25 protein-coding genes and 1 other RNA gene are annotated in these 26,232 nt (G+C 64.1%); 15 read left to right on the forward strand and 11 right to left on the reverse strand.

The annotated features are described in order from the left end of the window. Positions 1–88 precede the first annotated feature (88 nt). The 4 genes from F3H35_RS07945 to F3H35_RS07960 all read left to right on the forward strand — a co-directional run bounded on the left by F3H35_RS07945 (position 89) and on the right by F3H35_RS07960 (position 8,167). Positions 89–3,337, forward strand: coding sequence for an Ig-like domain-containing protein (locus tag F3H35_RS07945; RefSeq protein WP_149779073.1), 3,249 nt, complete (start codon positions 89–91; stop codon positions 3,335–3,337). A 148-nt stretch (positions 3,338–3,485) separates the two neighbouring features. Then, positions 3,486–4,757, forward strand: coding sequence for a TolC family protein (locus tag F3H35_RS07950; RefSeq protein WP_223228351.1), 1,272 nt, complete (start codon positions 3,486–3,488; stop codon positions 4,755–4,757). Further along, complete coding sequence (locus F3H35_RS07955) at positions 4,754–6,976, forward strand: ATP-binding cassette domain-containing protein (RefSeq protein WP_149779075.1); 2,223 nt, start codon at positions 4,754–4,756, stop codon at positions 6,974–6,976. Before F3H35_RS07950 ends, F3H35_RS07955 begins: the two co-directional genes overlap by 4 nt. Positions 6,977–6,979: 3 nt before the next feature. Next, positions 6,980–8,167: an HlyD family efflux transporter periplasmic adaptor subunit gene (locus F3H35_RS07960; protein ID WP_149779076.1), complete on the forward strand. Its 1,188-nt coding sequence runs from the start codon at positions 6,980–6,982 to the stop codon at positions 8,165–8,167. Between the two features lie 10 nt (positions 8,168–8,177). On the opposite strand, the gene dtd is transcribed toward F3H35_RS07960, so the two are convergent. Then, entirely contained in the window at positions 8,178–8,615 is a 438-nt protein-coding gene (gene dtd, locus F3H35_RS07965; protein WP_149779077.1) for a D-aminoacyl-tRNA deacylase, read from the reverse strand. 170 nt (positions 8,616–8,785) lie between these two features. On the opposite strand from dtd, the gene F3H35_RS07970 reads away from it, so the two are divergent. After that, on the forward strand, positions 8,786–9,202 hold the full coding sequence (locus F3H35_RS07970) for an Hsp20/alpha crystallin family protein (RefSeq protein ID WP_149779078.1): 417 nt from the start codon (positions 8,786–8,788) through the stop codon (positions 9,200–9,202). A gap of 11 nt (positions 9,203–9,213) precedes the next feature. Here the strand turns inward: F3H35_RS07970 and F3H35_RS07975 are convergent, their stop codons facing one another. From F3H35_RS07975 to F3H35_RS08005, 7 genes are read right to left on the reverse strand one after another with little or no spacing between them, the layout of a single operon-like run. After that, positions 9,214–9,888 carry a nitroreductase gene (locus F3H35_RS07975; protein WP_149779079.1) on the reverse strand — a complete coding sequence of 225 codons (675 nt, stop codon included), beginning with the start codon at positions 9,886–9,888 and terminating at the stop codon, positions 9,214–9,216. Next, on the reverse strand, positions 9,888–11,006 hold the full coding sequence (locus F3H35_RS07980; protein ID WP_149779080.1) for a TFIIB-type zinc finger domain-containing protein: 1,119 nt from the start codon (positions 11,004–11,006) through the stop codon (positions 9,888–9,890). The genes F3H35_RS07975 and F3H35_RS07980 overlap by 1 nt, the downstream gene beginning before the upstream one ends. A gap of 11 nt (positions 11,007–11,017) precedes the next feature. Beyond that, positions 11,018–11,443 (reverse strand): hypothetical protein, encoded by a 426-nt coding sequence (locus F3H35_RS07985; protein ID WP_149779081.1) that lies wholly within the window; start codon positions 11,441–11,443, stop codon positions 11,018–11,020. A 21-nt stretch (positions 11,444–11,464) separates the two neighbouring features. After that, positions 11,465–12,592 (reverse strand): SPFH domain-containing protein, encoded by a 1,128-nt coding sequence (locus F3H35_RS07990; RefSeq protein WP_149779082.1) that lies wholly within the window; start codon positions 12,590–12,592, stop codon positions 11,465–11,467. 20 nt (positions 12,593–12,612) lie between these two features. Next, the gene (locus F3H35_RS07995) at positions 12,613–13,545 is read right to left on the reverse strand and encodes a DUF2927 domain-containing protein (RefSeq protein ID WP_223228352.1); all 933 of its coding nucleotides are present in this window, start codon (positions 13,543–13,545) and stop codon (positions 12,613–12,615) included. A gap of 35 nt (positions 13,546–13,580) precedes the next feature. After that, positions 13,581–14,780 (reverse strand): toxic anion resistance protein, encoded by a 1,200-nt coding sequence (locus tag F3H35_RS08000; RefSeq protein WP_149779084.1) that lies wholly within the window; start codon positions 14,778–14,780, stop codon positions 13,581–13,583. A gap of 10 nt (positions 14,781–14,790) precedes the next feature. Then, the gene (locus tag F3H35_RS08005; protein WP_149779085.1) at positions 14,791–15,699 is read right to left on the reverse strand and encodes a 5-bromo-4-chloroindolyl phosphate hydrolysis family protein; all 909 of its coding nucleotides are present in this window, start codon (positions 15,697–15,699) and stop codon (positions 14,791–14,793) included. Positions 15,700–16,070: 371 nt separating this feature from the next. Here F3H35_RS08005 and F3H35_RS08010 point away from each other — a divergent pair, with 371 nt between their 5' ends. Next, positions 16,071–17,090 (forward strand): GlxA family transcriptional regulator, encoded by a 1,020-nt coding sequence (locus F3H35_RS08010; RefSeq protein WP_149779086.1) that lies wholly within the window; start codon positions 16,071–16,073, stop codon positions 17,088–17,090. A gap of 181 nt (positions 17,091–17,271) precedes the next feature. Here the strand turns inward: F3H35_RS08010 and F3H35_RS08015 are convergent, their stop codons facing one another. After that, positions 17,272–18,063, reverse strand: coding sequence for a pseudouridine synthase (locus F3H35_RS08015; RefSeq protein ID WP_149779087.1), 792 nt, complete (start codon positions 18,061–18,063; stop codon positions 17,272–17,274). Between the two features lie 63 nt (positions 18,064–18,126). Here F3H35_RS08015 and F3H35_RS08020 point away from each other — a divergent pair, with 63 nt between their 5' ends. After that, positions 18,127–18,600, forward strand: coding sequence for a nucleoside deaminase (locus F3H35_RS08020; protein WP_149779088.1), 474 nt, complete (start codon positions 18,127–18,129; stop codon positions 18,598–18,600). A gap of 16 nt (positions 18,601–18,616) precedes the next feature. Here the strand turns inward: F3H35_RS08020 and F3H35_RS08025 are convergent, their stop codons facing one another. Then, a complete protein-coding gene (locus F3H35_RS08025) occupies positions 18,617–19,312 on the reverse strand; it encodes a metal-dependent hydrolase (RefSeq protein ID WP_149779089.1) in 696 nt (231 codons plus the stop codon). 58 nt (positions 19,313–19,370) lie between these two features. Between F3H35_RS08025 and F3H35_RS08030 the strand changes: the two genes are divergently transcribed. The 7 genes from F3H35_RS08030 to F3H35_RS08060 all read left to right on the forward strand — a co-directional run bounded on the left by F3H35_RS08030 (position 19,371) and on the right by F3H35_RS08060 (position 24,344). Further along, complete coding sequence (locus F3H35_RS08030) at positions 19,371–20,033, forward strand: ceramidase domain-containing protein (protein WP_149779090.1); 663 nt, start codon at positions 19,371–19,373, stop codon at positions 20,031–20,033. Positions 20,034–20,066: 33 nt separating this feature from the next. Then, positions 20,067–20,354: an Asp-tRNA(Asn)/Glu-tRNA(Gln) amidotransferase subunit GatC gene (gene gatC / locus F3H35_RS08035; protein WP_149779091.1), complete on the forward strand. Its 288-nt coding sequence runs from the start codon at positions 20,067–20,069 to the stop codon at positions 20,352–20,354. Next, positions 20,354–21,835 carry an Asp-tRNA(Asn)/Glu-tRNA(Gln) amidotransferase subunit GatA gene (gatA, locus tag F3H35_RS08040; RefSeq protein WP_149779092.1) on the forward strand — a complete coding sequence of 494 codons (1,482 nt, stop codon included), beginning with the start codon at positions 20,354–20,356 and terminating at the stop codon, positions 21,833–21,835. Before gatC ends, gatA begins: the two co-directional genes overlap by 1 nt. A gap of 39 nt (positions 21,836–21,874) precedes the next feature. Then, positions 21,875–22,594 carry a hypothetical protein gene (locus tag F3H35_RS08045; RefSeq protein ID WP_149779093.1) on the forward strand — a complete coding sequence of 240 codons (720 nt, stop codon included), beginning with the start codon at positions 21,875–21,877 and terminating at the stop codon, positions 22,592–22,594. 84 nt (positions 22,595–22,678) lie between these two features. Then, the gene (locus F3H35_RS08050; protein WP_223228362.1) at positions 22,679–23,299 is read left to right on the forward strand and encodes an N-acetylmuramoyl-L-alanine amidase; all 621 of its coding nucleotides are present in this window, start codon (positions 22,679–22,681) and stop codon (positions 23,297–23,299) included. A gap of 11 nt (positions 23,300–23,310) precedes the next feature. Further along, positions 23,311–23,716, forward strand: an RNA gene (gene rnpB, locus F3H35_RS08055) — RNase P RNA component class A. A 118-nt stretch (positions 23,717–23,834) separates the two neighbouring features. Then, positions 23,835–24,344: a DUF2244 domain-containing protein gene (locus tag F3H35_RS08060; RefSeq protein WP_149779094.1), complete on the forward strand. Its 510-nt coding sequence runs from the start codon at positions 23,835–23,837 to the stop codon at positions 24,342–24,344. A gap of 19 nt (positions 24,345–24,363) precedes the next feature. On the opposite strand, the gene F3H35_RS08065 is transcribed toward F3H35_RS08060, so the two are convergent. After that, positions 24,364–24,822, reverse strand: coding sequence for a GatB/YqeY domain-containing protein (locus tag F3H35_RS08065; protein ID WP_149779095.1), 459 nt, complete (start codon positions 24,820–24,822; stop codon positions 24,364–24,366). 187 nt (positions 24,823–25,009) lie between these two features. Here F3H35_RS08065 and carA point away from each other — a divergent pair, with 187 nt between their 5' ends. Beyond that, positions 25,010–26,158: a glutamine-hydrolyzing carbamoyl-phosphate synthase small subunit gene (carA, locus tag F3H35_RS08070; RefSeq protein WP_149779096.1), complete on the forward strand. Its 1,149-nt coding sequence runs from the start codon at positions 25,010–25,012 to the stop codon at positions 26,156–26,158. The last annotated feature ends 74 nt before the right edge of the window (positions 26,159–26,232 follow it).

Raw genomic sequence — 26,232 nt, forward strand, 5'->3', positions numbered from 1 at the left:
ATAGTAGACACTTAAGATATGAATATGACCCCGCATCAAGACGGGGCTTCACTTGAGGTAGAGTGGTGCGGTTATGAGTATTGGTTACGTGACCCGTTCGAATACGGGACCCCTGGTTCGTGGCGATGTCGGAAATGACGCGGATGTCACGATCATTCCTGTCGGCAACGGACAGGAAATCTCCCTGAACCTTAGACAATTTGAAATTGAAACCTATCGCCGCGACGGCCCCGCGCTCGAGATCACCCTGGCGGATGGCCGGGTCATCGTTCTCGACGGGTATTTCAACGCGGCAGGGACGCCCCAGTCGCGGCTCTTCATCAGCGCCGATGGCTACCTCAACGAAGTCACCTTGATCGAGGGCCAGCAGGGCGCGCTTTACGCCCAATACGGTCCGACCGAGATCTGGGGCAAATGGAGTCCGTCGGACGATCTGATCTTCCTCGACAGCGCAGAAGTCGCCGCACCCGCAGGTGAAGCCGGCGAAGAAACCGTGTCGATGCTGGGCGCGGGCCTTCTGGGCGGCGCCGGTCTTCTGGGCGGTGCCGGGGCGGGGGCTGCGGGCCTTGCGGCCACGGCCGTGGCGGCTGGTCTTGCGACGGGCGTTGGCGGTGGCGGTTCGGGCGGCGGCGGCATTCCCGGCGGCGTTCCCGGTGGTGGCGGCGCGCCTGCCGACACGCCGCCGCGGATCGAGCCGATGGTCAACGAACAAGGGCCGATCTCGATCGGTGGGGATGGCGCGGAAAACGGCACGATCACCATTACGGGTCGCGCCGAACCCGGCTCGACCGTGGTGGTCGAGATCGGCGGCAAGACCGTTGAAACAATCGCCAACCCGGACGGCACATGGCAGACCGAGTTCGCGGGTCCGAATTTCCCGCCCGATGGCGATCACGGCGTGACCGTGACCGTGAACGAGCCGGGCGGCACCGCAACCGTGTTGGACGGGCCGGTGATCATCATCGACACGACGCCCCCCGATGCCGCCGTGACCGACGGGCTCATGTCCTCGGGTCACGTGGTCAATGCTGCGGATTACGATGACAATGTCGATATTTCCGGTACGGGCGAGGTGGGGGCCACCATCACCGTGACCATCGGCACCGTCACCGGCTCGACCGTTGTGGACCAGAACGGCGACTGGACCGTGTCCTTCCAGCCCGGCCAGCTTCCCGATGGCGACTACGACGAGGTTGTGACCATCGTCGCTTCGGACAGCGCGGGCAACACGACCACCCTGACCGAGACGATCTCGATCGACACGATCCATCCCGGCCTGACCATCAACGCCAGTGCCGTGGGCAATCGCGGCGTGCTCAACGGCGATATCGCCCGCAACGAAGGGCTGATCGTCACCGGCACCTCCGAGCCGGGAACCACGGTCACCGTATCGATGCATGGTCAGACACAGCATGTTCCCGCCGGTGCGAGCGGCACCTGGCGGGCCGAGTTCGATCCCTTCGCGCTGCCCGACACGCAGTTCGATGCCACCATCACCGCCGTCACGCAGGATGCCGCAGGCAATGTCAGCCGCGCCTCCGAGACGATCCGCGTCGATCTCGAAGTGCGCGACCTCACGCAGGAGGGTACGCCCGGCGGTCAGGACGGCATGATCAGCGGGTCCGAGATCTCGGGCGGCTTTTCTCTCAACGGCACGGTAGAGCCCAACTCGAACTCGGTCGTTCTGCGTTTCATGGGCGCCGTCGTGACCGCCGATCTCGATGCGTCTGGCAATTGGAGCGCCGAGTTTTCGGGGGCGCAGATTCCGCCCGGCACCTATCAGGAAGACGTGACCATCACCGCGACGGATGGCGCGAACAACGTGCGCTCGATCACGCGCAGTATCTCGGTCGATACCGAGGCGGGCACCCTGACGCTGAATGGCGACGCGATCGGCACGCAAGGCGTGATCAACGCCACCGCCTATCAGAACGGTGTGATTGTGTCAGGCACGGCGGATCCCTTCGCCAATGTGGTGGTGGATCTTGACGGGGTGGAATTCACCGTTCGGGCCAATAGCGCCGGTATCTGGCAGCAGCGGTACGACATGCAGGATCTCACACCGGGTCGGCACAATCCCGTCGTGTCGGCGACGATCACCGATCCTTACGGCAACAGCGACACGGTCAGCCGCACGCTGCTGGTCGATACCCGTGTTGATGATCTGCAACTGACGCCGCCGCAATTCGCCACCACCACGGATGGGCGCAATGTTCTGAACGCCGAAATCGTGCGCAGCGGGTTCGACATCTCCGGCACGATCGAGCCGGGCTCGATCGTCTGGGTGGATATCGACGGCGTCAGCCGACAGGCGGTCGTGGACGGTGACGGCAACTGGACCGTGCGCTTCGGCCCCAACGCGATCCCGCCGGGGCAGCGCCCGGGCACCCTGACCGTGTCGGTCGAGGATCCCGTGGGCAACGTCTCGGAACTGACCGAAACGATCTTCATCGACACCGTTGTTCTGGACGTGGCCCAGGGCCCGACGACCGGCGCCATCAACGGCGTGGCCAATATCGCCGCAGCGCAAGGCGGGTTGGAGATGACCGGCACCGCCGAGGCCAATTCCCAACTGCGCATCGAGATCTTCGGCCGGACCTACCGCACCTCCAGCGACGCCAATGGCGACTGGACGCTGACGATCCCGCAAGGCGATGTGCCGCGCACGGAAACCACGGCGCAGGCGACGATCACCGTGACCGATCCCGCGGGCAACGTGGACACGATCCCCGGATCGGTGACGATCGACATGGTCGCCCCCGGCGAAGCCGAAATCGTGGGATATTTCCGGCAGGGCGGTGGATATCGCTATATCACCACCGAAACAGGGGATGATCCGGTCTCGGTGCATCAGGTCGGCGCCGATGGCAGCGTCAATGAAATGGCGCTCTATGCGGATGAAAACGCCTTCCTCGGTGAGACGGATCACTTCTTCCTCAACCAGTCGGGGCAGGCGCAATCCATCCCCGACGGCTCGCAACTGGTGGTCACCACGACCGATGCCGCGCAGAACACCTCCAGCACCTATCTGGTGCTGGACGAGGTCAATACCTCGACCGTGAATCTCGCCAATCCCAACCTGGCCGATTTCCAGATCGAGACGGTCGATCTGCGCTTTGCCGATCGCAGCCAGTTGACCATCACCGAAGAACAGCTTCGGGCGCTGTCGGACAATTCCGACACGCTGCAAATCGAAGGTGGGACGGACGACACGGTGATCATCACCGGGGCGCAAAAGGTCAATGGCGGCGCGCTCGAGCCGCAGGGATACGATATCTACACGCTTGGTCAGGATGCCACGATCATCGTCGACGAAAAGATCGACATCGTGACCTGACGGACAAGACCTTGGCGCGCGCGGGCTTTGTCCCCGTGCGCGCCACCAACCATAAAAAGCTACCGATCAAGGGGCAGTGATGGGGCAAAGGGACGGAATCCAGCGGTGGGGCGCGTGCATGATTGCCGCGCTGACGCTGAGCGGGTGCATGTCACCCGACGCAGGCGGCGACGGAACGACCGGCGAGACATCTCGCTTCATGGGCGGTCTGTCGGGTCTCGGCGCTCCGGGTGATGCCGATGAAGCCGCCCGCGCCGAAGCCGCAGCCTCGCCCGTCATCAGCGCATTGCAGGCGCGGCGCAGCGTCATCCCCCCGGGCAGTCCCTATGCCAAGATCGTCGATCCGGTTCTGGCCGCCAACAGCCGCCCCGCCGAGGCCGAATTGCGCAGCGCACGGCTCAGGGCGCGGGCCGCCTCCAAGAACTGGCTGCCCAAGATCGGACCCAATATCAGCCTCACCAGCCTCAGCGACGTGATCGCGCAACTGGTCGTGGAACAGGTGCTCTTCGACAATGGCCGCAAGAAGGCCGAACGCGCCTTCGCCAAAGCCGATGTCGAGGTCGCCGCCGTCACGCTGGCCGAGGATACCAACGCCCGGATCCGAACCGCCCTGAGCCTTTATCTCACCGCCATGAAGGCGCGCGAGCGCCGGGTGCTGGAAGAGCGGACCCTCAAGGACATGGAGCATTTCGAATGGGTGATGTCCGAGCGCGTCTCGGGCGGCATCTCGGACGGTTCAGATCTTCATGTCCTGCGTCAGAAACTGGCCGAGATCCGCGCCACCCTTGCCGCGCAATCCGAAGCCGAGGCCACGGCACTGGCCGAACTCAACGCCATGTCCACCCGCCCGCTCGATGATGTCACGGGGCTTGCGGATCTGTCGCGGGCAAGCGGCGATGTACGCCCCATCGAAGTGCTGCGGGCCGAGGCCGAGAAAAGCCGCGATATCGCCAGCGCACAGGTCGAACGCGGCGGTCTTCTGCCGGGGCTCACCGCCGGTGGAACGCTTGGCGACAATGGCTCGGGCATCGGGCTCAACGTGTCGTCCGATCAGCTTCTCGGGCTTGGCACTGGCGACAGCCTGAACGCGATCAAGGCCACGCAAGAGGCCGCCGCCGCCCGCGTGGGTCAGGCCGAGGAGGACGCGCAGCGCCGCACCGCCCGGTTGCAGAACCGCCTTTCCGCCCTGACGCGACAAGTGGATGAAGCGACCGCCCTGGCCAGCCGCGCCAAGGCCAATCTCGATCTCTTCCAGAGCCAGTACAAGGCCGGTCAGCGACAGGTCATGGATGTGGTCGGCGTCTACGAGACCTTCGCCGCCCGGCAGGCCGCGACGCTCGATCTGAAATACGAACGCCTCGAAACCCAGCTTCAGATCGCCGAGCATCTGGGTGTTCTTGCCGAAGGAAACCGCCTGTGACCGTGCGCCCGGTAAACTGGACCATCCGCGCCGTGCCCCCGGCTGACGCCGCGCAAGTGTCGAATTGCGACGCGCCCCCGCGCGCCGTGGCCCAAGCGCCGCAACCGGCTCAGGCCGTTCGCCGCCTCGCCGAACTGATCGCTGTCTATTCCGCCTGCATCGGCCAGCCCTGCACCCGCCGCGACATCGCCGATACGCTCACCACCCTTCCCCCCGCCGAGCGTGCCGCGCCGCAGACGATGCTGGCGGCCGGTCTCAAGGCGGCGGGCTTCGAGGTCCGCGTGGCCCCGAGCGATCTCTCGGATGCAGGGGCATGGCCTGCGCTGGCGCGGATGACCGACGGGCAGTTCATCCTCGTGCTCGAGCGCGCGGGCAGCGATCTGGTGATCTACGACAAGACATGCCCCGACAACCGCGCCACCGTCTCGCTTGACGAATTCGCGCCGGTCTTCACCGGGCTGACCATCCGCGCCGAGGTGCCGCTCGACCGGCTGGCCGGCACCCATCTCAAGGACGGCCCCCGTGCGCATTGGTTCTGGGGGCAATTCGCAGACTGCCGCCGCGCCATGGGCGAGGTGATCCTCGGCTCTTTCGTGGCCAATCTCCTGGCGGTCGCCGTGGCGCTCTTCGCGCTGCAGGTCTATGACCGGGTGATCCCGCATCAATCCGAGGCGACGCTCTGGGTGCTCGCGGGCGGTGCGCTGCTGGCGCTGACCATGGAGTCGCTGCTCAAGATCGCGCGCGCCCGGCTGATGGACGGCGCAGGCCGCCAGATCGAGATGAACGTCCAGACCCTTCTGATGAACCGCATTCTCGGGATGCGCTCGGAACAGGCGGGGCAGGCGCCCAGCCAGTTGTTCAGCGCCATGCGCGAATTCGGCTCGGTGCGTGAGTTTTTCACCGCCTCCACCATCGGCACTTTGGCCGATGTGCCTTTCATCTTCGTCTTTCTCCTGCTCGTCGCCTCGATCGGCGGCAATGTCGTCTGGGTGCTGATCCTCGGCGGGATCCTTATGGTGCTGCCGGGCATCTTCCTGCAGCGCAAGATGATCCGCCTGACGCAGGAAACCCAGGGCGCTTCGGCAAAATCCTCGCGCCTCCTGCACGAGGCGATCTTCGAGCTCGACACCCTCAAGACACAGCGCGCCGAGGACCGCTTCCGCCGCGTCTGGACCGAGCTGACCGCGCTTCAGGCGCTCAAATCCAGCGAACAGCGCCAACTTGCCTCGGTGCTCACATTCTGGAGCCAGGGCATCCAGCAGGTCACCTATATCGCCGCGGTGATCTTCGGCACCTATCTGGTGTTTGCGGGGGAATTCACCGTGGGATCGATCATCGCGATCAGCATCCTGACCAGCCGCACACTGGCGCCCCTCACACAGCTTGCCGGTACCATGGCGCGGTGGGGCAATGTAAAATCCGCACTCGAAGGGCTCGATGCGATCGTCAGCGCCCCGCAGGACAGCGCGCCCGACCGGACCTATCTGCGCCGCGAACGGCTGACCGGCGGGTTCGAGCTGCGCGAGGTGAAATTCACCTACGATGCCGACATGGCGCCGGTGGTCGATATTCCGGCGCTTGTCATCCAGCCGGGGCAAAAACTGGCCCTTCTGGGGGCCAACGGGTCGGGCAAATCCACATTGCTCAAACTTCTCTCGGGCCTTTACGCGCCCACAAGCGGGCGCCTGCTGATCGACGGCGCCGAAATGTCCCAGCTCGAGCCTCGGGATCTGCGCCGGCTTGTCGGCTATCTTGGGCAGGATGTGCGGCTCTTCACCGGCTCCTTGCGCGAAAACCTGAACCTGACGCTTCTGGAAAGCGATGATGACAGGCTTCTGGCCGCACTCGATTTCGCCGGGCTAGGTCCTTATGTGAAATCCCATCCCAAGGGGCTCGATCTGGAAATCCGCGATGGCGGTCAGGGGCTGAGCCAGGGACAACGCCAGTCGATCGGCTGGGCGCGTCTGTGGTTGCAGGACCCGGCGATCTGCCTTCTGGACGAACCCACAGCCGCCCTCGATCAGACGCTGGAACGCACGCTGGTCAGCCGGCTGGAGGGCTGGCTCGAGCATCGGACCGCCGTGATCGCCACACATCGCGTGCCGATCCTGCAACTGACCAACCGCACCATGCTGCTGCAAAACGGGCGCATGGCCGTCGATGGCCCGCGCGATCAGGTGTTGGCGCATCTCGCGCAGCGCGCCGGGGCAGGGGGCTAGGGCATGGCAACGCAAACCACCGATCTCTCCTCGCAATTCGGCGCCCGGCTGCGCGGCTCGAGCCTGACGATATGGCTCTGCGCGGCGAGCTTCCTTCTGGTTCTGATCTGGTCCGCTCTGGCCTCGGTCGATGAGATCGTGCGCGCCGATGGCGAATTCATCTCGTCGTCGCGCCCCCAGATCATCCAGAATCTCGAAGGCGGCATCCTGTCAGAGCTGCTGGTCAACGCGGGCGATATCGTGGAACGCGGCGATGTTCTGGCGCGTCTGCATGGCACGCAGTTCAAATCCTCGGTCGAAGAGCTGCGCGATCAGATCACCGCGCTTGAAATCCGTCGCCTCCGGCTCGAGGCCGAACTGGCCGGTCAGTTCGATTTCACCGTGCCCGAAGAGCTGGCCACCCGCAGCCCGCAAATCGTGGCCTCCGAACGGGTGCTGCTCAATGCCCGTCAGACCGATTTCACCAAGCGCAGCGATGGCGCGCGCAAGATCCTCGCGCAGGCCGCCGAGGAACGCGCGCTGATGGAAAACCTTCTGAAAAAGAACGTCGTCGCCCTGATCGAGGTGACCCGCACCCGCAAAGAGCATGCCGACGCCGAAAAGCGCTATGATGAGATCGTCACCCAAACCGAACTTGAGCGCGCCGAGGCCTATTCCGACACGCTCAAGGAATTGGCGACCCTGCGGCAGAACCTCAAATCCAGCCTCGATCAGTTGAACCGCACCGTGCTGACAAGCCCGATGCGCGGTGTAGTCAATACAGTCGGCGTGACCACCATCGGCGGCGTCGTGCGCCCCGGCGAGCAGATCCTCGAGATCATTCCGCTGGACGAGGAACTCTTTGTGGAAGCTCGTGTCGCGCCTGAAAACATCGCCAATCTGCGCCGCGGCCAAGAGGCGACGATCAAGCTCACGGCCTATGATTTCACCATCTTCGGCACGTTGAAAGGCACGGTGGATTTCATCTCGGCGGATACGTTCAAGGATGAAAACGCCCGCGCGCCGGATGGTGACCCGCATTACAAGGTGACCTTGCGCGTCGACACCCAGAACCTGACGCCGCGCCAGTCCGGCATCGAAATTCGCCCCGGCATGCAGGCGCAGGTCGAGTTGCACACCGGTCAGAAAACGGTGCTCCAATACCTGCTCAAACCGCTCTACAAGTCCCGCGAAGCCCTTCGCGAGCCGTGACCGGCCTCTCTCAGCTTTCCATCCAGATCGTCACCGGCCCGTCATTCAGCAACGCGACTTTCATGTCCGCGCCGAACCGCCCGGTTTCCACCGGCACGCCCTGGGCCTCCAGTGCCTTGGCGAAATACTCGTAAAGCCTGCGGCCCTCTTCGGGTGGAGCGGCGGTGGAAAACCCCGGCCTGTTGCCCCGGCTCGTGTCGGCGGCCAGCGTGAACTGGCTCACCACCAGCGCGCTGCCTCCCATATCGCGCACCGAGAGGTTCATCTTGCCCGCCTGGTCGGTGAAGATCCTCAGCTTGGCGATCTTGGCGGCCAAGTGGTCGGCCTGCGCCTCTGCGTCGCCCTGCATGGCGCAGATCAGGATCAACAGTCCCGGACCCGTCTGGCCCACCACTTCGCCCTCCACGGTGACCGAGGCATGGCTGACACGTTGCAACAGGGCGCGCATGGGCGGTCTCCTTCATGGGGCTGGGATGCCATCCTTGGGCCAAACACGCCGCGCCCGCAAGCCCCCGGGTCTTGATGCCGATCAACGCGCGGCTGCGATATGGGCGCTAGGTCTGACTGTGTCGTCACATCGCTGCACATCGCTGCAGATTGCCAGAAGGAGCCTTTCACATGGTTGAGAAATCACAGACATCCGGCGCTTGGCCCTCGCTTTACGAGCCGCTGCGCCATCTTGGACAGCGCGTGGCCGATTGGCTCTCGCCCGCCTCCGATGCCTCCGCCGATGACGCGGCCTACCGGATCACGATGGAGCTGCCCGGTGTGTCGGACGAGGATATCGACATCTCCGTGCATGACGGCGTGGTGACCATCAAAGGCGAAAAGACCCATGCGCGCGAGGAAAAGGGCGACACGTGGTTTTTCTCCGAACGTCAATACGGCGCCTTCAGCCGCACCTTTCGCCTGCCCGCGGATGCCGATGGCGACAAGATCGCGGCGGATCTCAAGGATGGCGTGCTGACGCTTTCAGTGCCCAAGCGCACCGCCTCCGGCGGCGCGGCGCGCAAGATCGCGATCAACCGGGGCTGACGCCCCCGCGCTCAGCCGCGCAGATCGAGGATATCTTCCAGCCCCGCGCGCTCGGTGCGAAAGCCGTTGGCGGGATGATCCGCATCGCCATACCCGAACGAGATCGCACACAGGATCAGCCGCGTCTCGGGCAGGCCGAAATGCGCCCGGATCATCGGCGCATGCGCCGCGACCGAAGCCTGCGCGATCGTGTCCACCCCAAGCGCCCGCGCCGCCAGCATGAAGGCCGTGACGAACCCCCCGGTATCCATCGCGCCGTAAGCCCCAAGGGCGGCCTCCGAATGCACGATCGCCACATGCGGCGCATCGAACAGCGCGAAATTGCGCATCGATTGCGCGGTACGGGCGTCGCGGTCGTCGCGGGCGATCCCCACCGCCTCGTAGAGCTGATAGCCACAGGTCCGCCGCCGCTCGCCATGGGCGCCGGGATAGCTCTCGGGCCAGGGCAGGTCCGGGGCAGGGGCCTGTGACGCAGCCACCTCCAACAGGGCCTGCCGGAATGCGTCGGTCTGCGCGCCTTGCGTCACCGTGACCTGCCATGGCTGCGCATTGCACCACGACGGCGCCCGCCCCGCCGCCTGCACGATCCGGGCGATCACTTCGCCAGGCACCGGATCGGGCCGAAAGGCGCGGCACGAATAGCGCGCGCTCAGAAGCCCTTGGAAGGTGTCGAACGCATCATCCATCAGAAAGCCCCCGTATCCAGAATTTCAAAGTATTCCAGCGCCCCCGCCACCAGCAGCATCGCCGCCAGCAGGAGCGCGATCTTCCATGCCGACCAGGGCCGTTCCCCCTGCACCCGGCCCGTGCGCCCGTTGACGACAAAGCGATAGGTCTCGCCCCGATACTTGTAGGCCGCAAGCCAGACCGGCAGCAGCACATGCTTGAAGGTCACATCCGACACATGCGTGCGGATCTCGTGGATGCGCTGCCGGTCTCCGCCGATATCGAACCGCACATCGCGCGCGATCGCGGCATCCATCTTGGCGCGCGCCTTGGCATAGCCCTCCTCCAGATCCACCGCATAGCCTTCGGCCCGGAACCCGGCCAGGTACTCGGGGTTATACGGCTCCAGCGCCGCAAGGTCCCATGGCTCCAGATCATCGGTGAACTTCTTGGGCAGGCTGCGCGAGGCCAGCACCAGCACATCGTCGAACAACCGCGCCACCCGCCCCGAGGCCGGTCTCCAGCGTACCTTGGCCACCTGCACCGACTGGTTCTTGCCGTTGCGCACGACCATGTTTGTCTCGTAATAGACCGTGCCGCGCTCGCCGGTATAGGTGGATTTGGTATCGGCGTCGAAGGTCCAGTAGGGCACGTAGATGCCCTGCATTTTTCGCCCCTTGCGCGCATAGGCCTGCAGGCCGTTCGGCGCGAACCACAAGCTGCCCAGCCAATCGGTCATCGCCTTGTGCGCCGCCGCCTCGTCCAGTGCGAAGGGCAACAGCGCCTTGGGCTTGATATGGCGATGGGTGCCGGTATCGGTGACCACGGGCGTTGCGCAGAACGGGCATTCGGCGGCGTGCAGCCTTTCGTCGAACTCGACCTGTGCTGCGCAATTGGGGCAGCTGACGACGCGGGTTACCTCGATCTCCTGTTCGGGCAGATCGGCCCTCAGCGCGCGGTCGAAATCCAGCTCCTCGATGGGGCTGGCCCATGGGCCGGGCTGCGCGATGTCGTCGGCATGGCCGCAATGATCGCAGATCAGCCGCCCGGCGCCGGGATCGAACCGGTAATCGGCCCCGCATTGCTCGCAGGGAAAGCGGTGTTCCTGCAGGGGGGCGGTCTGGTCTTGCACGGTCATTCCCTGCGGCCTCAGAGGATCTTGTGAAACAGCGATGGGCTGATCCGCCGCAGCGCGCCATCGCCAAGCGCCGTGTGACGCCAAAGGTTGAAGACGGCATGGATCATCGCCGCCGCCAGCAGCACCAGCAACACCTCCCGCGCTTCGGGACCGGGCAGGGGGCGCCCCAACCGCAGTGCAGCAAGGCTCACCGCCGACCACGCCAGCAACAGGTAAAGCCCCCGGCTCATCCACGGATGGGCCGCGCGAAACGCGCCTTCAAGCTTCGGCCCCGGCCCGTTCATCACGCCAAAGACAGCCGCCAGCCCCGCCATCGCCGCCGCCGACAGGGCATACCCCCAGTCCAGCAGCGCCACCTCACCCGGACCGGCGGCCAGCACGAACAAGAGCAGCGCGGCGGTGCTCCAATGCAGCACGATGGTCGCGCGGCGTCTCATGGCTGGGTCTCCTTTCGCGCGTCAGGCCTCCGGCGGGGGCGGCGGCAGGATGGTGAAGAGCTGCGCCAGTTCCGGCACATCCTCGGCACGTTTCCAGCCGTCCTGCCCTGCGGTCCAGACATGGGTTTCGCGGGTCAGTTTCTGCTCGCCCGCCATGCGCCCCATATCGGCCTTGGAATAGGGACCATGCGTCTGACCCTGCTCGGCGATATGCCAGATATGCTCGACCGGCGGAGGCGGAGGCGGGGGCGGCGCTGCGGCGTGCTGCGCTGAAGCCGGTGCCGCGCCCCACGGGCCCTGGCTGGCAAGGTTCTGCGCCATGGCCATGCCCATGCCCATGCCAAGACCTGCGCCGATCCCGCCGCCGCCCGACGGGTTCTTGGCCGCCGCTGTCATCGCTTCGGCGGCCGAATACTGCGTGAACCGGCCCAGATCCCCGGCCAAACCCGCCGAGGTGCGCTTGTCCAGCGCCTCCTCTACGGCGGGTGGCAACGAGATGTTCTCGATATAGAATTCCGGAATGCTCAGCCCGTATTCGGCGACGATCTTCGAGATTTCGGTCGCCACCAGCTTGCCCAGATCGCGGGTATTGGCGGCCATGTCGAGAACCGGTATGCCCGATCCGGCGATGATCCGCGAAAACGACTGCACGATGATATTGCGGATCTGGAAGCTGATCTCGTCCATGGTGAATTCGCCGTCGGTGCCGACGATCTCGGACAAAAACCGCGCCGGATCGCTGACCTTCACCGCATAGGTGCCGAAGGCCCGCAGACGGGTGGGGCCGAACTCGGGATCGCGCATCATGATCGGGTTCTTGGTGCCCCATTTCAGATCACCGAACCGGGTGGTATTGACGAAATAGATCTCGGACTTGAACGGCGAGCGGAACCCGTGATCCCAGTGATTGAGCGAGGTCAGGATCGGCATGTTGTTGGTTTCGAGCATATACAGCCCCGGTGTGAACACATCCGCCAGCTGGCCCTCATGGACGAACACCGCCGCCTGACCCTCGCGCACCGTCAGCTTGGCGCCGTATTTGATCTCGTGGCCCTCGCGCTCGAACCGCCAGACCATCGTATCGCGGGTGTTGTCGGTCCAGTGGATCACGTCGATGAACTGGCCGGACAGGAAATCCAGAATACCCATCTTCATACTCTCCTTTTGGCTCACATCGGCCCGGCTTGCTGGCCCAGAAGGCGGGCGACGATCGGGCGGGCCTGATCCGGGGTCATTCCCGGCGTCAGGGCAGGGTGGTAGAGCAGCTTCAGCAATTCTTCGTCATGGCGGGTCAGCAGCGCGAATTCGTCATCGTCATTGAAGATCGAGGGCCGCGCCCGCGGGCTGTCATTGGCCAGCCCCAGCCCCTGCGCCAGCTCTTCATGCACGCAGGACCGGCGCATCAGGTCGGGATGCTCGGAGCGGATGAAGGCGATTGCCCGCCGGTAGGTGTGATCGCTCTCGCTGCCCGAAAACGCGATCACCAGACAATGGATCGAGCGTGGCAGCGTCCGGAACAGCGTCAGCGTGGCGGCATTGATATCCGGCACGATCTGCCGGATGCGCGCGATGGCCTCATCGCGGTCGCCCTCGGACATGAACAGAACGTGGAAATTGGGGTTGCGCGGCGCCATTGAAATCGGATGCCCGGTGATATCCGCCAGCCGGTCGGCATAGTCGCGCACCATGCGTTCGTCGAAGCTGCGCTGCGCCTGGGGAACACCTGCGCCGAACTCGACGGACATGCGCACGGGTCGGTCCCATTTGCGCAGCCCCACGGCGGTATCGCTCGCGCGGCGGAACCCGGCGTTGCGCTCGTATTCGTCGTAAAACGCGATGCGCTCGAAATTACGCATCACGTCGGTGTCGGTATAGGGCGTGTCGATGCCCCCACCATCCGTGCGCAAAAGCCCCTGCGCCAACAGATCGGCCTGCACCGCCGCGTAATAGCGGCTGAGGTTGCGGCTTGCCTCGCTCGGGCCTTGTGGTGGCTCGGGGGCGGCCGGCACCAGCTCCGCAGGGCGTGCCTGCGGTGGCGTGTCCGGCGCCTTGGGTTGCGTTACGCAGCCCGACAGGGCCAGCACCGCCAGCCCCGCCGTCATCGCCCGCCTGAAGCCCTTGCCGCCCACCTGTGCCCTCAGCCTTTGGGAACCGCGGTGCCGGACGTATCGCCCACCCCGTCGCGCCGCGACCGGGCGGCGGCCAGCGTGTCGCGCAGCTCGGCCTCCATCTTCTTGAGCTCCTCTTCCGCCGCCGCCCGCTTGGCCTTGCCTTCGTCGGCGATCTGCAGGCTTTCCTCGATCGTGCCGATCAGATCGGCATTCGCCTTCTTCACCGCCTCGATATCGAACACGCCGCGCTCCATTTCCTGCCGGATCATCCGGTTGCTCTCGCGCAGGTTGGCGGCATTCGCGGTCAACAGCTCGTTCGTCAGGTCATTGGCATCGCGCACCGCCGCCGCCGCCTCGGCCGACCGCTGGATCGTCACCGCCTGCGCCAGCTGCGTCTCCCACAGCGGCACGGTGTTCACCAGGGTCGAGTTGATCTTGGTCACCAGGCTCTTGTCGTTCTCCTGCACCAGCCGGATCGAGGGCAGCGACTGCATCGTCACCTGCCGCGTCAGCTTGAGATCATGCACCCGCCGTTCCAGATCGTCCCTGGCGGCGCGCAGATCGCGCAGCTCCTGGGCGCGGATCACCTGATCGTTCTCGGGCGCAGCCGCAACCTCGGCCTCCTTGGCCGGGATCACTTGATCGTCCAGCTCCTTGAGCTTCTCCTCGCCCGCCGCGATATACAGCGCCAGCTCGTCATAGAATTGCAGCGTCTTTTCATAAAGCAGATCGAGCGACTTGATGTCCTTCAAAAGCGTATGCTCATGACGCAGCAGATCGTCGGTGATCTTGTCGATCTGCGACTGGACCATCTCGAACTTGGCGGTGAACTTGGCAAAGGGCGCGGCCCGGCCCAGCAGTTTCTCCCACCAGCTGCGCTCGCGGCGCACATCCAGCTCACTGACCGAAAAGCCCCGGATCGTGGTGACGATCCCGCGCAGACTGTCGCCTGCCGGGCCGACATCCTTGTTGCGCACACCGGTCAGCATGGATTGACTGATTTCCTGCAACTCCGCCTGCGCGGCCGACCCGAACGACACGATCGAATTGGTGTCGCCCATGTCGATCTCGCCCATGCGCTTGCGAATCTCGCCCGCAATGGCGGGTTCTGCGGTCTCCAGCGGGACGATCGCGTTGGCATCCGACGGTTCCGGCAAAATGGTGCGGCTCACTTCCTCGACCTCGGCCAATGCGGCCTCGGCTTTCTGACGGGTGGTATCTGACATGGCGTTCCCCTTACTCGGTGTCAGGTTGCGGGCGGATGCCCTCACGGTTCAAACGGTCGCGCAGCACTTCGATCTCGATATCCAGATCGCTCCGGTCATCCAGCAGCAGCTTTTCGGTGCGCGCGGCGAAATTTCCCTCAAGATCATCCAGCAGCGCGGTGAAATCCGCCTTGGCCCCCTGATCGCGGTTGCGGGCGTAAAGATCGGCGAACTTGGCCGTCGCATCGCGTGCGCCCAGCAAATAGACCGACAGGAACCGCCGCGCCGCCGTCAGGTCCCTTGGGTCTTCCTCGACCGTGCGAAACAGGCGCCGCGCGGTGGCCTGAAACCGCTCGACGCGCGCCTCCAGCGCCCGGTCTCCGGCGCGCTTGATCGCATCGGACATGGCGGCCAGATGCTTTTCCGCCTCGTCCACGGCGCGCGCCACACGGTCGGTCTGGAACAGGTCCACCCCGTCCATGCCCTTGTCCTTCAGCGGGTCCAGCCCGAAGGAAAACGCATGCAGCACCACGCCAAGCCCGCCCAGAATGATCGCCTCGACAAAGCCGTGCCCGGCGATCCCTGCCATCACCAGACCTGCGCCCGTGATCGCGGAGGCCAGCATCTTGCGCGGCACCGCAGGGCGGCGCGCGACCTTGCGCGCCTCATAGGCTTCCTGCGCCAGAATGCCCTCGCGGGTGAGCCACGCCGCCAACAGCAAAAGCCCCAGCGACGCCAGATACTGCGCCATGACCACCGGTGATGCGGTAAAGGCCTGCCAGATCAGCGGCAAGGGCGCCAGAAACAGCAGGTTGACGCGCCCGCCCGCCTTGGTGCGTTTCGCGCCCTGATAGCTGCCGCGATCCGTGGCCCCAGCTCGATCCTGTGCCGTGCCTGTCGGCCCGTCGGGGCTGAATTTTCCGCCATAGCGACGTGACATCAGCCGCCCCCTGCCACAGCCGCGTAGAGGATCAGCAGCACAAGCACGAAAAAAGCCAGTTTCTGCAAACCGGTATCGGACATCAGCACGCTCACCCCCTAAAGACAGAAAGAACTTAGGCGATGCATTCGCAGCTTGCTAGGGGTAAGATTGCAGTATCTGACACCTGTGCCGGTCCTTGCCACCCTGTCGCAAAACCGATCCGGCCCGTTCTGCTTGCATCTTACAGCCGCTCACCTGCGATGTTAAAGCGTTCCGCCTTTGACCTGAGGCTTCAGCTGAAGGCGGAACGCGTACAACGATGGAACGGAGCACCGCATTTCGCGAAAATATGGGATTCATGTTTTTCGCGAAACGCTTTAAAAGACACCATGACGTCACGTTCCTTTGTTCCCAAGGGCGCCGCCAGTTTTCGCGTGGCCTATGACGGACCGCCTCGGGACGTGTATTTCCTGTTGCTACCGAAACTGACGCTGCTCGCCTTCACCTCGGCGCTCGAACCGCTGCGCGTGGCCAATCAGGTGGCGGGGCGCGAACTTTACCGCTGGTATGTCATGACCGGCGATGGCGGACCGGTCACCTGTTCCTGTGGGGTCAACATCACCCCCGATAGCGGCCTGACAGATGTGCCGCGCGATGCGATGGCCTTCGTCTGCGCGGGCATCGAGCCGACCGAAACCACAAGCCCGCGCATCATCCGCTGGATTCGCCGTCAGCACACCTTCGGCGCAAGGCTGGGCGGCATCTGTACAGGCGCCTTCGCTCTGGCCGAGGCAGGGCTTCTCGACAATCGCCGCTTCACCCTGCATTGGGAAAATCAGCCCGCCTTTGTCGAACGGTTTTTCGGGCTCGAGCCCACCGGCGCGCTTTATGAAAACGACCGTGGCCTGATCACCTGCGGCGGCGGGAGTGCGGCGACCGACCTGATGCTCGATCTGATCGAAACCCATCACGGCCCCGATCTGGCGACGATCGTGGCCGACATGTGCCTGCATTTCCGCTCGAACCTGCAGCAGACCAAGCAGAAATCCGCGTATTCCTTCGCCTTGGGAAGCCGCAATCCGCATCTCATCGCAGCCATGCGCCTGATGAACGAAACTCTCGAGACGCCGCTGGAAATGACGGTGCTCGCCGGGCAACTCGGCATTTCGCGGCGACAGCTTGAACGGCTCTTTGCGGCGCATGTCGGCACGACGCCTGCGCAGTTCTATATCGACCTGCGGATTTCGCGCGCCCATGCGCTTCTGAATGAAACCGACCTCAGCGTCGCCGAGATCGCCGCCGCCACCGGTTTCAACAGCGCCTCGCAAATGGCCACGCGGTTCCGCAAACGGTTCGGCATGTCGCCCCGCGCCTACCGCAAAAGCTGGAGCGCGCCGACGGCTGTCTGACGCCGCGGATTTCCGGTCAGGTTTGGTACGAAACGCGTCTTCTTTTGTACCGACTGCACCGCGCGCCGTGTTAATCCGGCCGATTTACCGAGGCCGCACCGACGCGATACCGACGTTATACCGACGTTATGCCGATTGCGGTTTTTGCCGTTAATACAGGGGGTTGAGGCTGATTCGCGGCTCAGCTCCGCCGCCGCGTCCGTTTCGGTGCCGGCTTGCCGGGTTTCTTCGGCGCGTCCTCGGACTTTTCGCCCAGCTGATCGCGCAGGATCCGTGGCCGGATCTCCTCGACCGCCCCGGGCTTCAGCGTGCCCAGCTGGAACGGCCCATAGGACACCCGGATCAGCCGGTTGACACTCAGCCCCACAGCCTCCATCGCGCGGCGCACCTCGCGGTTGCGCCCTTCGCGGATCCCCACCGTGACCCAGGCGTTGGCGCCTTGTTGGCGGTCCAGCGTCACGATCATTGGCTGGAATTTTTCTCCATCGATAACAAGGCCTTGGCGTAGCGGTGCAAAGGTATCGTCGGTCGGCCTGCCATTGACGCGCACCCGGTAGCGGCGCAGCCATCCGGTCGAGGGCAGCTCCAGCTTGCGCTTGAGTCCGCCATCATTGGTCAGCAGCAACAGCCCTTCGGAATTGATGTCCAGCCGGCCCACGCTCATCACCCGCGGCAGGTCCTCGGGCAGCTCGTCAAAGATCGTCGGTCGGCCCTGTTCGTCCTTGTTGGTCGTCACCAACCCTGTCGGCTTGTGATAGAGCCACAGCCTCTGCGGTTCCGGCGCGCGCAGATCGCGGCCATCCACCGCGATCCGGTCCTTGTCCGTCACATTCAGCGCCGCCCGGTCGATCTTCTTTCCATTGACCGTAACCCGCCCCGCCTCGATCATGCGCTCCGCCTCGCGGCGACTGGCCAGCCCGGCCCGCGCGATCACCTTGGCGATCCGGTCGCCTTTATGCGTGTTCTCTGTCATGGCGCAGGGCTTAGCGCAAAGCCGGGCCTTGCGAAAGCGCCGAGTGCGGGGCAAGACACCTGCATGAGTTTTGCAAGCCATATGGACGCGGCCCTTGCCGAAGCCCGCGCCGCCGCCGCTCGCGGCGAGGTGCCTGTGGGCGCCGTTCTGGTGGATCCTAAGGGTCGGGTCGTGGCGCGCGCCGGCAACCGCACCCGCGAACTCAGCGATCCCACCGCCCATGCCGAGATCCTTGTCATCCGCGAGGCCTGCGCCGCTGAGGGCAGCGAAAGACTGCCCGGGTACGCTCTTTACGTCACGCTCGAGCCTTGTGCGATGTGCGCCACTGCCATATCCGCGGCCCGCATCGCGCGGCTTTACTATGGCGCGTCCGATCCCAAGTCGGGGGGCGTGGCGCATGGTGCGCGGGTGTTCTCGCACCCGCAGTGCCACCATGTCCCCGAGATCTACGATGGCATCGCCGCAGCCGAGGCCGAAGCCCTACTCAAGGCCTTTTTCCGCGACCGGCGCGAGGGCGGCGCGCGCCCCGACCTCTGAGACCGGGGCAGGAGGGTCAGATCTCGATCGGGGTCATGACCTGCGGCTCGATCACATCGACATCCGGCAGCGCCTTGATGAGCGTCTCGGCGGATTGTTCGAGGATCGGGAAGGTCTTGTAGTGACAGGGAATTACCGTCTTGAAATCAAAGAAGGTTTTCGCCGCATAGGCCGCACGGCGCATGTCCATCGTGAAATGCCCCCCGGCACAGAGAATGCCGATATCGGGCGCGTGCAGATCGTTGAACACCTTCATGTCGGCCATCACATCCGTATCGCCCGAGACATAGATCGTATGTCCTTCACCGGCGATCATGTACCCGCATTCGGTGCCGGGTACATTGGGTCCGCCGGTGCCGCCGCCCATCGAGCTTGAATGCACCGCGTGCACCATCGTCACCATCGCACCACCCAGATCCACCGTGCCGCCCTTGTTGAAGCCCACGGTCTCGATCCCTTCGGTTTCTTCCCAATAGGACATCAGATCGTATTGCCCGACGACCGGCACGCCAAGCTCTTTGGCCAGACGTGGCAGATCGCCCGCGTGATCGAAATGCGCATGGGTCAGCAGGATATGGGTCGCCCCTTCGATGGCGGGTTTGTGCTGCTCCGGCTCCAGCATCGGATTGCCGGTCAGCCATGGATCGATCAGAAGAACCAGACCTCCGATCTCGAGCCGGAATGACGCATGTCCAAGCCATGTGATTTTCATGTATCTCTCCCTATCTGTTGCCCTCACACTACCCATCCCGCTGCCGGAGAAAAGCCCCATGGAGTGGACGCGCCACATTGACGGCTATTGCGAACGTCTGGACCCCGGCTATTGGGGCGAGCCGATCAATGCCGTGACCAATGCCGCGTTTTTGTTGGTTGCGCTCATCATGTGGCGCAGGTTGGGGAATGCACCGCTGCCGCTGGCGCGCGTGCTGGTGGTTATCCTGGCCGCGATCGGGCTTGGGTCGTTCCTGTTTCACACACATGCGCAGGTCTGGTCGGCGCTGGCCGATGTGCTGCCGATCATGGCGTTCGTGCTGGTCTATATCTATGCCGCGAACCGCGCATTCTGGCGCAAGGGGCGGCTGGCGTCGGTCTTCGGGGTAGGGGTCGCCATCGCGCTGTCGGTGGCGCTGATCCCGGTGCTGGCGGTCATCCCGCTCATCGGCGTGTCGGCCAGCTATTTGCCGCTGCCCTTGCTGATCGCGGGCTATGGTCTGGCCTTGCGGTCGCGGGCGCCGGACACGGCGCGGGGTCTGTTGATCGGCGCGGGGCTGTTGGTGGTCTCGTTGATGTTCCGCAGTCTTGATCAGGTGGTCTGCGATATCCTGCCCTTCGGGACGCATTTCGGCTGGCATTTGCTCAACGCGGTGATGCTGGGCTGGATGATCGAGGTTTACCGCCGCCATATGCTTGCACCGCCTCTGCCCCGGCGCTAAAGGCTTGGGCGACTGAAAAACGGAGATTGATGCATGTCGATCGACAAGGATACCGCCGCCAAGGTGGCCAAGCTGGCCCGCATCCGCGTGGAAGACGACGCCCTGCCGGCATTGGCGCAGGAGTTCAATGACATCCTGGGCTTTATCGAGCAGTTGAACGAGGTGGACGTGGACGGGATCGAACCGATGACCAGCGTCACGCCGATGCGGCTCAAACGTCGCGAGGACGTGGTGACCGAAGGCGGCATGGTCGACAAGGTTCTGTCCAACGCGCCCGATGCCCGCGAGGGGTTCTTTGCCGTGCCGAAGGTGGTCGAGTGATGACTGATCTGAACAAACTGACGATTGCCGAAGCCCGCGACGCGCTGCGCAAAGGGGATGTGACCAGCCTCGAATTGACCGAGGCATGTCTGACCGAAATCGAAGGCGCGGGCGCGCTCAACGCCTTTGTGCATGACACCTCGGATCTGGCGCGCGAACAGGCCCGTGCTGCCGATGTGCGGATCAAGGCCGGCGATGCGCCGTCCCTGTGCGGCATTCCCTTGGGCATCAAGGACCTTTTCTGCACCCGCGGCGTTCCGAGCCAGGCGGCAAGCGCGATCCTTGAAGGGTTCCGCCCGGAATATGAATCCACCGTCACGCAAAACCTGTTCGATGCGGGTGCCGTGATGCTGGGCAAGCTGAACATGGACGAGTTCGCCATGGGCTCGTCCAATGAAACATCGGTCTACGGCAATGCGGTGAACCCCTGGAAAGTGGACGACCGGCAGCTGACCCCGGGCGGCTCGTCCGGAGGGTCGGCCGCTGCGGTGGCCGCCGATCTGTGTCTTGCAGCCACCGGCACCGATACCGGCGGCTCGATCCGCCAGCCTGCAGCCTTCACCGGCATCACCGGGATCAAGCCTACCTATGGGCGGTGTTCGCGGTGGGGCATCGTGGCTTTCGCCTCGTCGCTCGATCAGGCAGGACCGATGACCAAGACGGTGCGCGATTCCGCCATCATGCTGCAGACGATGTGCGGCCATGACCCCAAGGATTCCACCAGCGCCGATATCCCGGTGCCGGATTTCGAAGCCATGCTGACCGGCGACATCAAGGGCAAGGTGATCGGCATTCCTCGCGAATACCGCATGGACGGGATGCCTGCCGAGATCGAAAAGCTTTGGGCAGATGGCAGCGCGATGCTGAAAGATGCCGGGGCCGAGATCCGCGATATCTCTCTTCCGCACACGAAATATGCGTTGCCCGCTTATTACGTGATTGCCCCTGCCGAAGCGTCTTCGAACCTCGCGCGCTATGATGGTGTGCGCTACGGACACCGCGCGCGGCTGGAACAGGGCGACGGCATTACCGAGATGTACGAGAAAACCCGTGCCGAGGGCTTCGGTGACGAGGTCAAGCGCCGTGTCATGGTCGGCACCTATGTGCTCTCGGCTGGTTTCTACGATGCCTACTACAACCGCGCCCGCAAGGTCCGCACCCTGATCAAGCGCGATTTCGAACAGGTTTTCGATGCGGGTGTCGATGCCATCCTGACACCTGCCACGCCCTCGGCGGCGTTCGGACTGGGCGAAATGGCCAATGCCGATCCGGTGCAGATGTATCTCAACGATGTCTTTACCGTGACCGTGAACCTTGCCGGCTTGCCCGGAATCGCCGTGCCGGCCGGCATCGATGCCAAGGGGCTGCCCCTTGGGCTGCAGCTCATCGGGCGCCCGTGGGAAGAGGGCGATCTGCTGAATACGGCCTATGCGCTCGAACAGGCGGCAGGCTTTGTGGCAAAGCCTGAAAAATGGTGGTAAACCCGACGGCAAAACGTCCTTGATTGCAGGGTAAGACAAATGCGTTTCTTTCTGTGTGCAGCGGGTCTTCTGGCGCTGAGCGCCTGTTCCCCGGCAGTCCCTGACAGCGCGGCTGGCGTGGGCTTTGGCGATTACGACGCCTATCAGGCCGAGCAACAGGCGCGCGACGCCCGTCTGGCAGGCACGGCGCTGCCATCGCCGATGGCTGTGTCGTCAGAGCCGCTTGATGGCGGAACACCGCAAACCGGGGATGCATCGGATCTGGTGGCCGAAACGCAGGCCGCCTTGCGCGAACAGGCGTTGAATTCCGGGCAGCCTGTGCTGAATGCCGATCCCTCGAACCCACCGCCGCAGACCGTGACAACCGCCACCGGCATGTCGGTCGAGACCAATTTCGACGCGGTCAGCGCCGAACGCTCGATCGAAAGCGACGCGGCGCTGATCGCGCAGAATCGTGCCCGCTACAAGGTGGTCGAACCCGAGGCGCTGCCTGCCCGCACCGGCAGTGAGCCGAATATCGTGCAATATGCCCTGTCGAGCACGCATCCCGTGGGCACCCGCGTCTATAGCCGCGTCGGAGTCAACAGTCAGGCCCGGTTCCAGCGCAATTGTGCGGGCTACACCTCGCCCGACAAGGCCCAGATCGACTTCATGTCCAAGGGCGGCCCGCAGCGTGACCGGATGGGCCTTGACCCTGACGGCGATGGCTATGCCTGCGGCTGGGATCCCAGCCCGTTCCGCAAGGCGCTTGGCGGGTAACGGCCCTTGGCTGCCTCCGGGCCGTCGATGATGGAGCACCCTTCGCCCAGTTTCGGGGCGCGCCGGGGCGATGCACAGCCGGATATGATCGTGCTGCATTACACGGCCATGCAGACGGCCGAGGCGGCACTGCAGCGTCTGTGCGATGCCCAAGCCGAGGTGTCGGCCCATTACCTGATTTGTGAGCGTGGGCGTGTCTGGCGTCTGGTGGACGAGGCCGCGCGTGCATGGCACGCCGGGGCAGGGCAGTGGGGGGATGTGACCGATGTCAATTCCCGCTCGATCGGCATCGAACTGGCCAATCCCGGCACGCATCCTTTCCCCGAGCCGCAGATGCGCGCGCTCGAAGAGCTGATGCAGGCGATTATGCAGCGTTGGTCGATCACGCCCGAACGGGTGATCGCTCATTCCGACATGGCCCCCACCCGCAAATCCGATCCCGGCCCGCGTTTCGACTGGCGCAGGCTGGCGCGCCAGGGTCTCAGCGTCTGGCCGCAAGCGGGGGCACCTGCTGATGATTTTCTTGGGGCGGCGCGGCAATTCGGTTATGCGCTGCCGCCTGAGGGGGACGAGGCCACACTCCTTGGCGCGTTCCGTCAACGGTTCCGGCCATGGGCGTCGGGGGCGCTGGATGACACCGATCGCGCCTTGATCGCCGATCTGGCCGCGCGCTTCCCGGTTGACCGCGCGCCGCACGATGCCTAGATGCAGGATGCGCGGAAGGCTGGATGGCCGCGGGGGTCCGCCCCCGAGGAAAGTCCGGACTCCACAAGACAACGGTGCCGGGTAACGCCCGGCCGGGGAAACCCGAGGGAAAGCGCCACAGAGAACAGACCGCCCCGCAGCTGCGCAAGCGTCTGCACGGGTAAGGGTGAAACGGTGGAGTAAGAGCCCACCGCGGGGCTGGCAACAGCCCCGGCATGGCAAGCCCCACCGGGAGCAATGCCGAATAGGGATCGCGCGCGGGGTTCAGGTCGGGCAACCGATACCGCCCGCAGGGACGTCTTGCCCCAGCGATCCGGGTTGGCAGCTTGAGGTGTCGTGGCAACACGGCGCCCAGACGAATGGTCATCCAAGGGGGCGACCCCTGGACAGAATCCGGCTTACAGGCCTTCCGCGCATGATATTCTGAGGCATTTTTCGCCGCTTGAGCCGATGCATGTTCTGCCTCTAGGTACGTTTGTCGTCTCAGCCTCTTGGCGTCTCTTTTCAATGCCGAAGGCCGCGCTAATATAGCGCCATGCCGTATGAATGGACCTTCGATACAGACACCGCGCGCGCCTCCAGCCTCAAGCTCTGGCCGCATCGTTCGCTGCCCCGCAAGGGCTTCGCGGCGTTTATCCTTGCGACCTTCGGGATGATCACCATCCCGCTTTATCCCTTGCTTGGAACGGTTGTCCTATGGGGTCTTTTGCCTTTTCTGCTGATGGCGGTCGGCGGCATATGGTGGGCGCTCGAGCGCTCTTACCGCGATGCCGAGATCACCGAGGAATTGCAGATCGATCCCGAACAGGTGCATCTGGTGCGCGTCAATCCCGGTGGCCGCGTTCAGGAGTGGGATTGTCAAAGCTATTGGGCCAAGGCGCAGATGCACCCCACGGGCGGGCCTGTCGCACATTATATCACGCTCAAAGGCAAGGGCCGCGAGGTCGAAATCGGGGCGTTTCTGTCCGAAGACGAACGCAAGGCGCTTTACGCTGAACTGGTGGACGCCTTGCGCATGGCCGCGCGGCCAGATCCCGCGCAATAGCCCGGCACAGCGCCGTGTCTCATCCCAGTCTGGATTTCACCTTGGGCCCGACTGCGCCGAAATCCATCTGGCCGGCATACTTGTCTTTAAGCCGACCCATGATCTTGCCCATATCCCGGATCGACGTCGCGCCGGTTTCGGTGATCACGTCATCCACGGCCGTCTCGATTTCTTCCTCGGACAGCTGACGCGGCAGGAATTCCTCGATGATCGCGATTTCGCCCGCCTCACGCTCGGCAAGATCGAGACGCCCGCCCTCTTCGTAGGCCCGCACACTTTCCTGACGCTGCTTGGTCATCTTTGCGAGGATCGCGAGAATATCGGTATCGGTCACACCGGATGCATCATCCGTGCCCCGCCGCGCGATATCCTGATCCTTGATCGCGGCATTGATGAGCCGCAACGTGGTCAGCCGCGCCGTGTCCTTGTCTTTCATCGCCGTCTTGAGGGCCGTGTTGACCCTGTCTCGCAAATCCATGCCGGTCCATCCCGCGCTGTGGTCACAAGTGGCCCACAATATAGAACTCCGTATCCGGAGACAAGGCAGCGTCATGCAGCAAAATACCTTGTTTTGAAGGGGTGCGAGATGGGCATCTTGTCCCTTGACCCTTGGCGGTCACCCTCATAGGTATACGCCAATTTGCCCAGACCCGGAGACTCACGCCATGGCACATGCGACCCAAGACCGTCCCACCGCCTGTCTTGCTCTGGCCGATGGCACCCTGTTCTACGGCAAGGGCTTTGGCGCCACTGGCGAAACCACGGCCGAACTGTGCTTCAACACCGCGATGACCGGATATCAGGAGATCATGACCGACCCCTCCTATGCCGGGCAGGTGGTGACCTTCACCTTTCCCCATATCGGTAATGTCGGCGTCAATCCCGAGGATGACGAAACCGCCGATCCCGTGGCCGAGGGCATGGTCGTCAAATGGGATCCGACCGAACCCAGCAGTTGGCGTGCGACCGAAACACTGGGTGAATGGCTGACGAAACGCGGGCGCATCGCGATCGGTGGGGTGGATACGCGTCGTCTGACCCGCGCGATCCGCCAGCAGGGCGCGCCGCATGTGGCGCTGGCCCATGACCCCGAGGGAAATTTCGACACCGCGGCACTTGTTGCCAAGGCGCGGGGCTTTGCCGGCCTCGAGGGCATGGACCTCGCGCGCCGCGTGACCTGTGCGCAATCCTACCGTTGGGATGAAATGCGGTGGGCTTGGCCCGATGGCTACACGCGCCAGACCGAGGCCCGGCACAAGGTGGTCGCCGTGGATTACGGTGCCAAGCGCAACATCCTGCGGTGTCTGGCCAGCGTTGGCTGCGAAGTGACCGTTCTGCCCGCGACCGCCACCGCCGAAGACGTGCTGGCCCATAAACCGGATGGGGTGTTCCTGTCGAACGGCCCGGGCGATCCTGCAGCGACAGGCGCGTATGCGGTGCCGATGATTCAAGGTGTCCTCGATGCGGGATTGCCGGTGTTCGGGATTTGTCTGGGCCATCAGATGCTGGCGCTGGCCCTCGGCGCCAAGACCATCAAGATGAATCACGGACATCACGGAGCGAACCACCCCGTTAAGGATATGGAAACCGGCAAGGTCGAGATTACCTCGATGAATCATGGATTCGCAGTAGACAGCCAGACGCTTCCGAAAGGCATCATGGAAACGCATGTGTCGCTTTTCGATGGATCCAATTGCGGCATCCGCATGATCGACCGCCCGGTGTTTTCGGTGCAGCACCACCCCGAAGCCAGCCCGGGACCGCAAGACAGCTTCTATCTGTTTGAACGCTTCGCGGAGTCGATGGCGGGCTGATCCGGTTCTTGTTTACCCTTCATTAACCTCTGATTTACAAAGCCTTAACCCTTTAAGTTCATGCTGCCTGAAAA

Source organism: Roseovarius litoreus, assembly GCF_900142765.1.
Taxonomy (GTDB): domain Bacteria; phylum Pseudomonadota; class Alphaproteobacteria; order Rhodobacterales; family Rhodobacteraceae; genus Roseovarius; species Roseovarius litoreus.

What these genes read in the sequence shown, in the direction of transcription:
- F3H35_RS07950 (WP_223228351.1), top strand. Translation starts at nt 3,486, where the DNA reads ATGTCACCCGACGCAGGCGGCGACGGAACGACCGGCGAGACATCTCGC.
- F3H35_RS07960 (WP_149779076.1), top strand. Translation starts at nt 6,980, where the DNA reads ATGGCAACGCAAACCACCGATCTCTCCTCGCAATTCGGCGCCCGGCTG.
- dtd (WP_149779077.1), bottom strand. Translation starts at nt 8,615, where the DNA reads ATGCGCGCCCTGTTGCAACGTGTCAGCCATGCCTCGGTCACCGTGGAG.
- F3H35_RS07970 (WP_149779078.1), top strand. Translation starts at nt 8,786, where the DNA reads ATGGTTGAGAAATCACAGACATCCGGCGCTTGGCCCTCGCTTTACGAG.
- F3H35_RS07975 (WP_149779079.1), bottom strand. Translation starts at nt 9,888, where the DNA reads ATGGATGATGCGTTCGACACCTTCCAAGGGCTTCTGAGCGCGCGCTAT.
- F3H35_RS07980 (WP_149779080.1), bottom strand. Translation starts at nt 11,006, where the DNA reads ATGACCGTGCAAGACCAGACCGCCCCCCTGCAGGAACACCGCTTTCCC.
- F3H35_RS07985 (WP_149779081.1), bottom strand. Translation starts at nt 11,443, where the DNA reads ATGAGACGCCGCGCGACCATCGTGCTGCATTGGAGCACCGCCGCGCTG.
- F3H35_RS07990 (WP_149779082.1), bottom strand. Translation starts at nt 12,592, where the DNA reads ATGGGTATTCTGGATTTCCTGTCCGGCCAGTTCATCGACGTGATCCAC.
- F3H35_RS07995 (WP_223228352.1), bottom strand. Translation starts at nt 13,545, where the DNA reads ATGACGGCGGGGCTGGCGGTGCTGGCCCTGTCGGGCTGCGTAACGCAA.
- F3H35_RS08000 (WP_149779084.1), bottom strand. Translation starts at nt 14,780, where the DNA reads ATGTCAGATACCACCCGTCAGAAAGCCGAGGCCGCATTGGCCGAGGTC.
- F3H35_RS08005 (WP_149779085.1), bottom strand. Translation starts at nt 15,699, where the DNA reads ATGTCACGTCGCTATGGCGGAAAATTCAGCCCCGACGGGCCGACAGGC.
- F3H35_RS08010 (WP_149779086.1), top strand. Translation starts at nt 16,071, where the DNA reads ATGACGTCACGTTCCTTTGTTCCCAAGGGCGCCGCCAGTTTTCGCGTG.
- F3H35_RS08015 (WP_149779087.1), bottom strand. Translation starts at nt 18,063, where the DNA reads ATGACAGAGAACACGCATAAAGGCGACCGGATCGCCAAGGTGATCGCG.
- F3H35_RS08020 (WP_149779088.1), top strand. Translation starts at nt 18,127, where the DNA reads ATGAGTTTTGCAAGCCATATGGACGCGGCCCTTGCCGAAGCCCGCGCC.
- F3H35_RS08025 (WP_149779089.1), bottom strand. Translation starts at nt 19,312, where the DNA reads ATGAAAATCACATGGCTTGGACATGCGTCATTCCGGCTCGAGATCGGA.
- F3H35_RS08030 (WP_149779090.1), top strand. Translation starts at nt 19,371, where the DNA reads ATGGAGTGGACGCGCCACATTGACGGCTATTGCGAACGTCTGGACCCC.
- gatC (WP_149779091.1), top strand. Translation starts at nt 20,067, where the DNA reads ATGTCGATCGACAAGGATACCGCCGCCAAGGTGGCCAAGCTGGCCCGC.
- gatA (WP_149779092.1), top strand. Translation starts at nt 20,354, where the DNA reads ATGACTGATCTGAACAAACTGACGATTGCCGAAGCCCGCGACGCGCTG.
- F3H35_RS08045 (WP_149779093.1), top strand. Translation starts at nt 21,875, where the DNA reads ATGCGTTTCTTTCTGTGTGCAGCGGGTCTTCTGGCGCTGAGCGCCTGT.
- F3H35_RS08050 (WP_223228362.1), top strand. Translation starts at nt 22,679, where the DNA reads ATGATCGTGCTGCATTACACGGCCATGCAGACGGCCGAGGCGGCACTG.
- F3H35_RS08060 (WP_149779094.1), top strand. Translation starts at nt 23,835, where the DNA reads ATGCCGTATGAATGGACCTTCGATACAGACACCGCGCGCGCCTCCAGC.
- F3H35_RS08065 (WP_149779095.1), bottom strand. Translation starts at nt 24,822, where the DNA reads ATGGATTTGCGAGACAGGGTCAACACGGCCCTCAAGACGGCGATGAAA.
- carA (WP_149779096.1), top strand. Translation starts at nt 25,010, where the DNA reads ATGGCACATGCGACCCAAGACCGTCCCACCGCCTGTCTTGCTCTGGCC.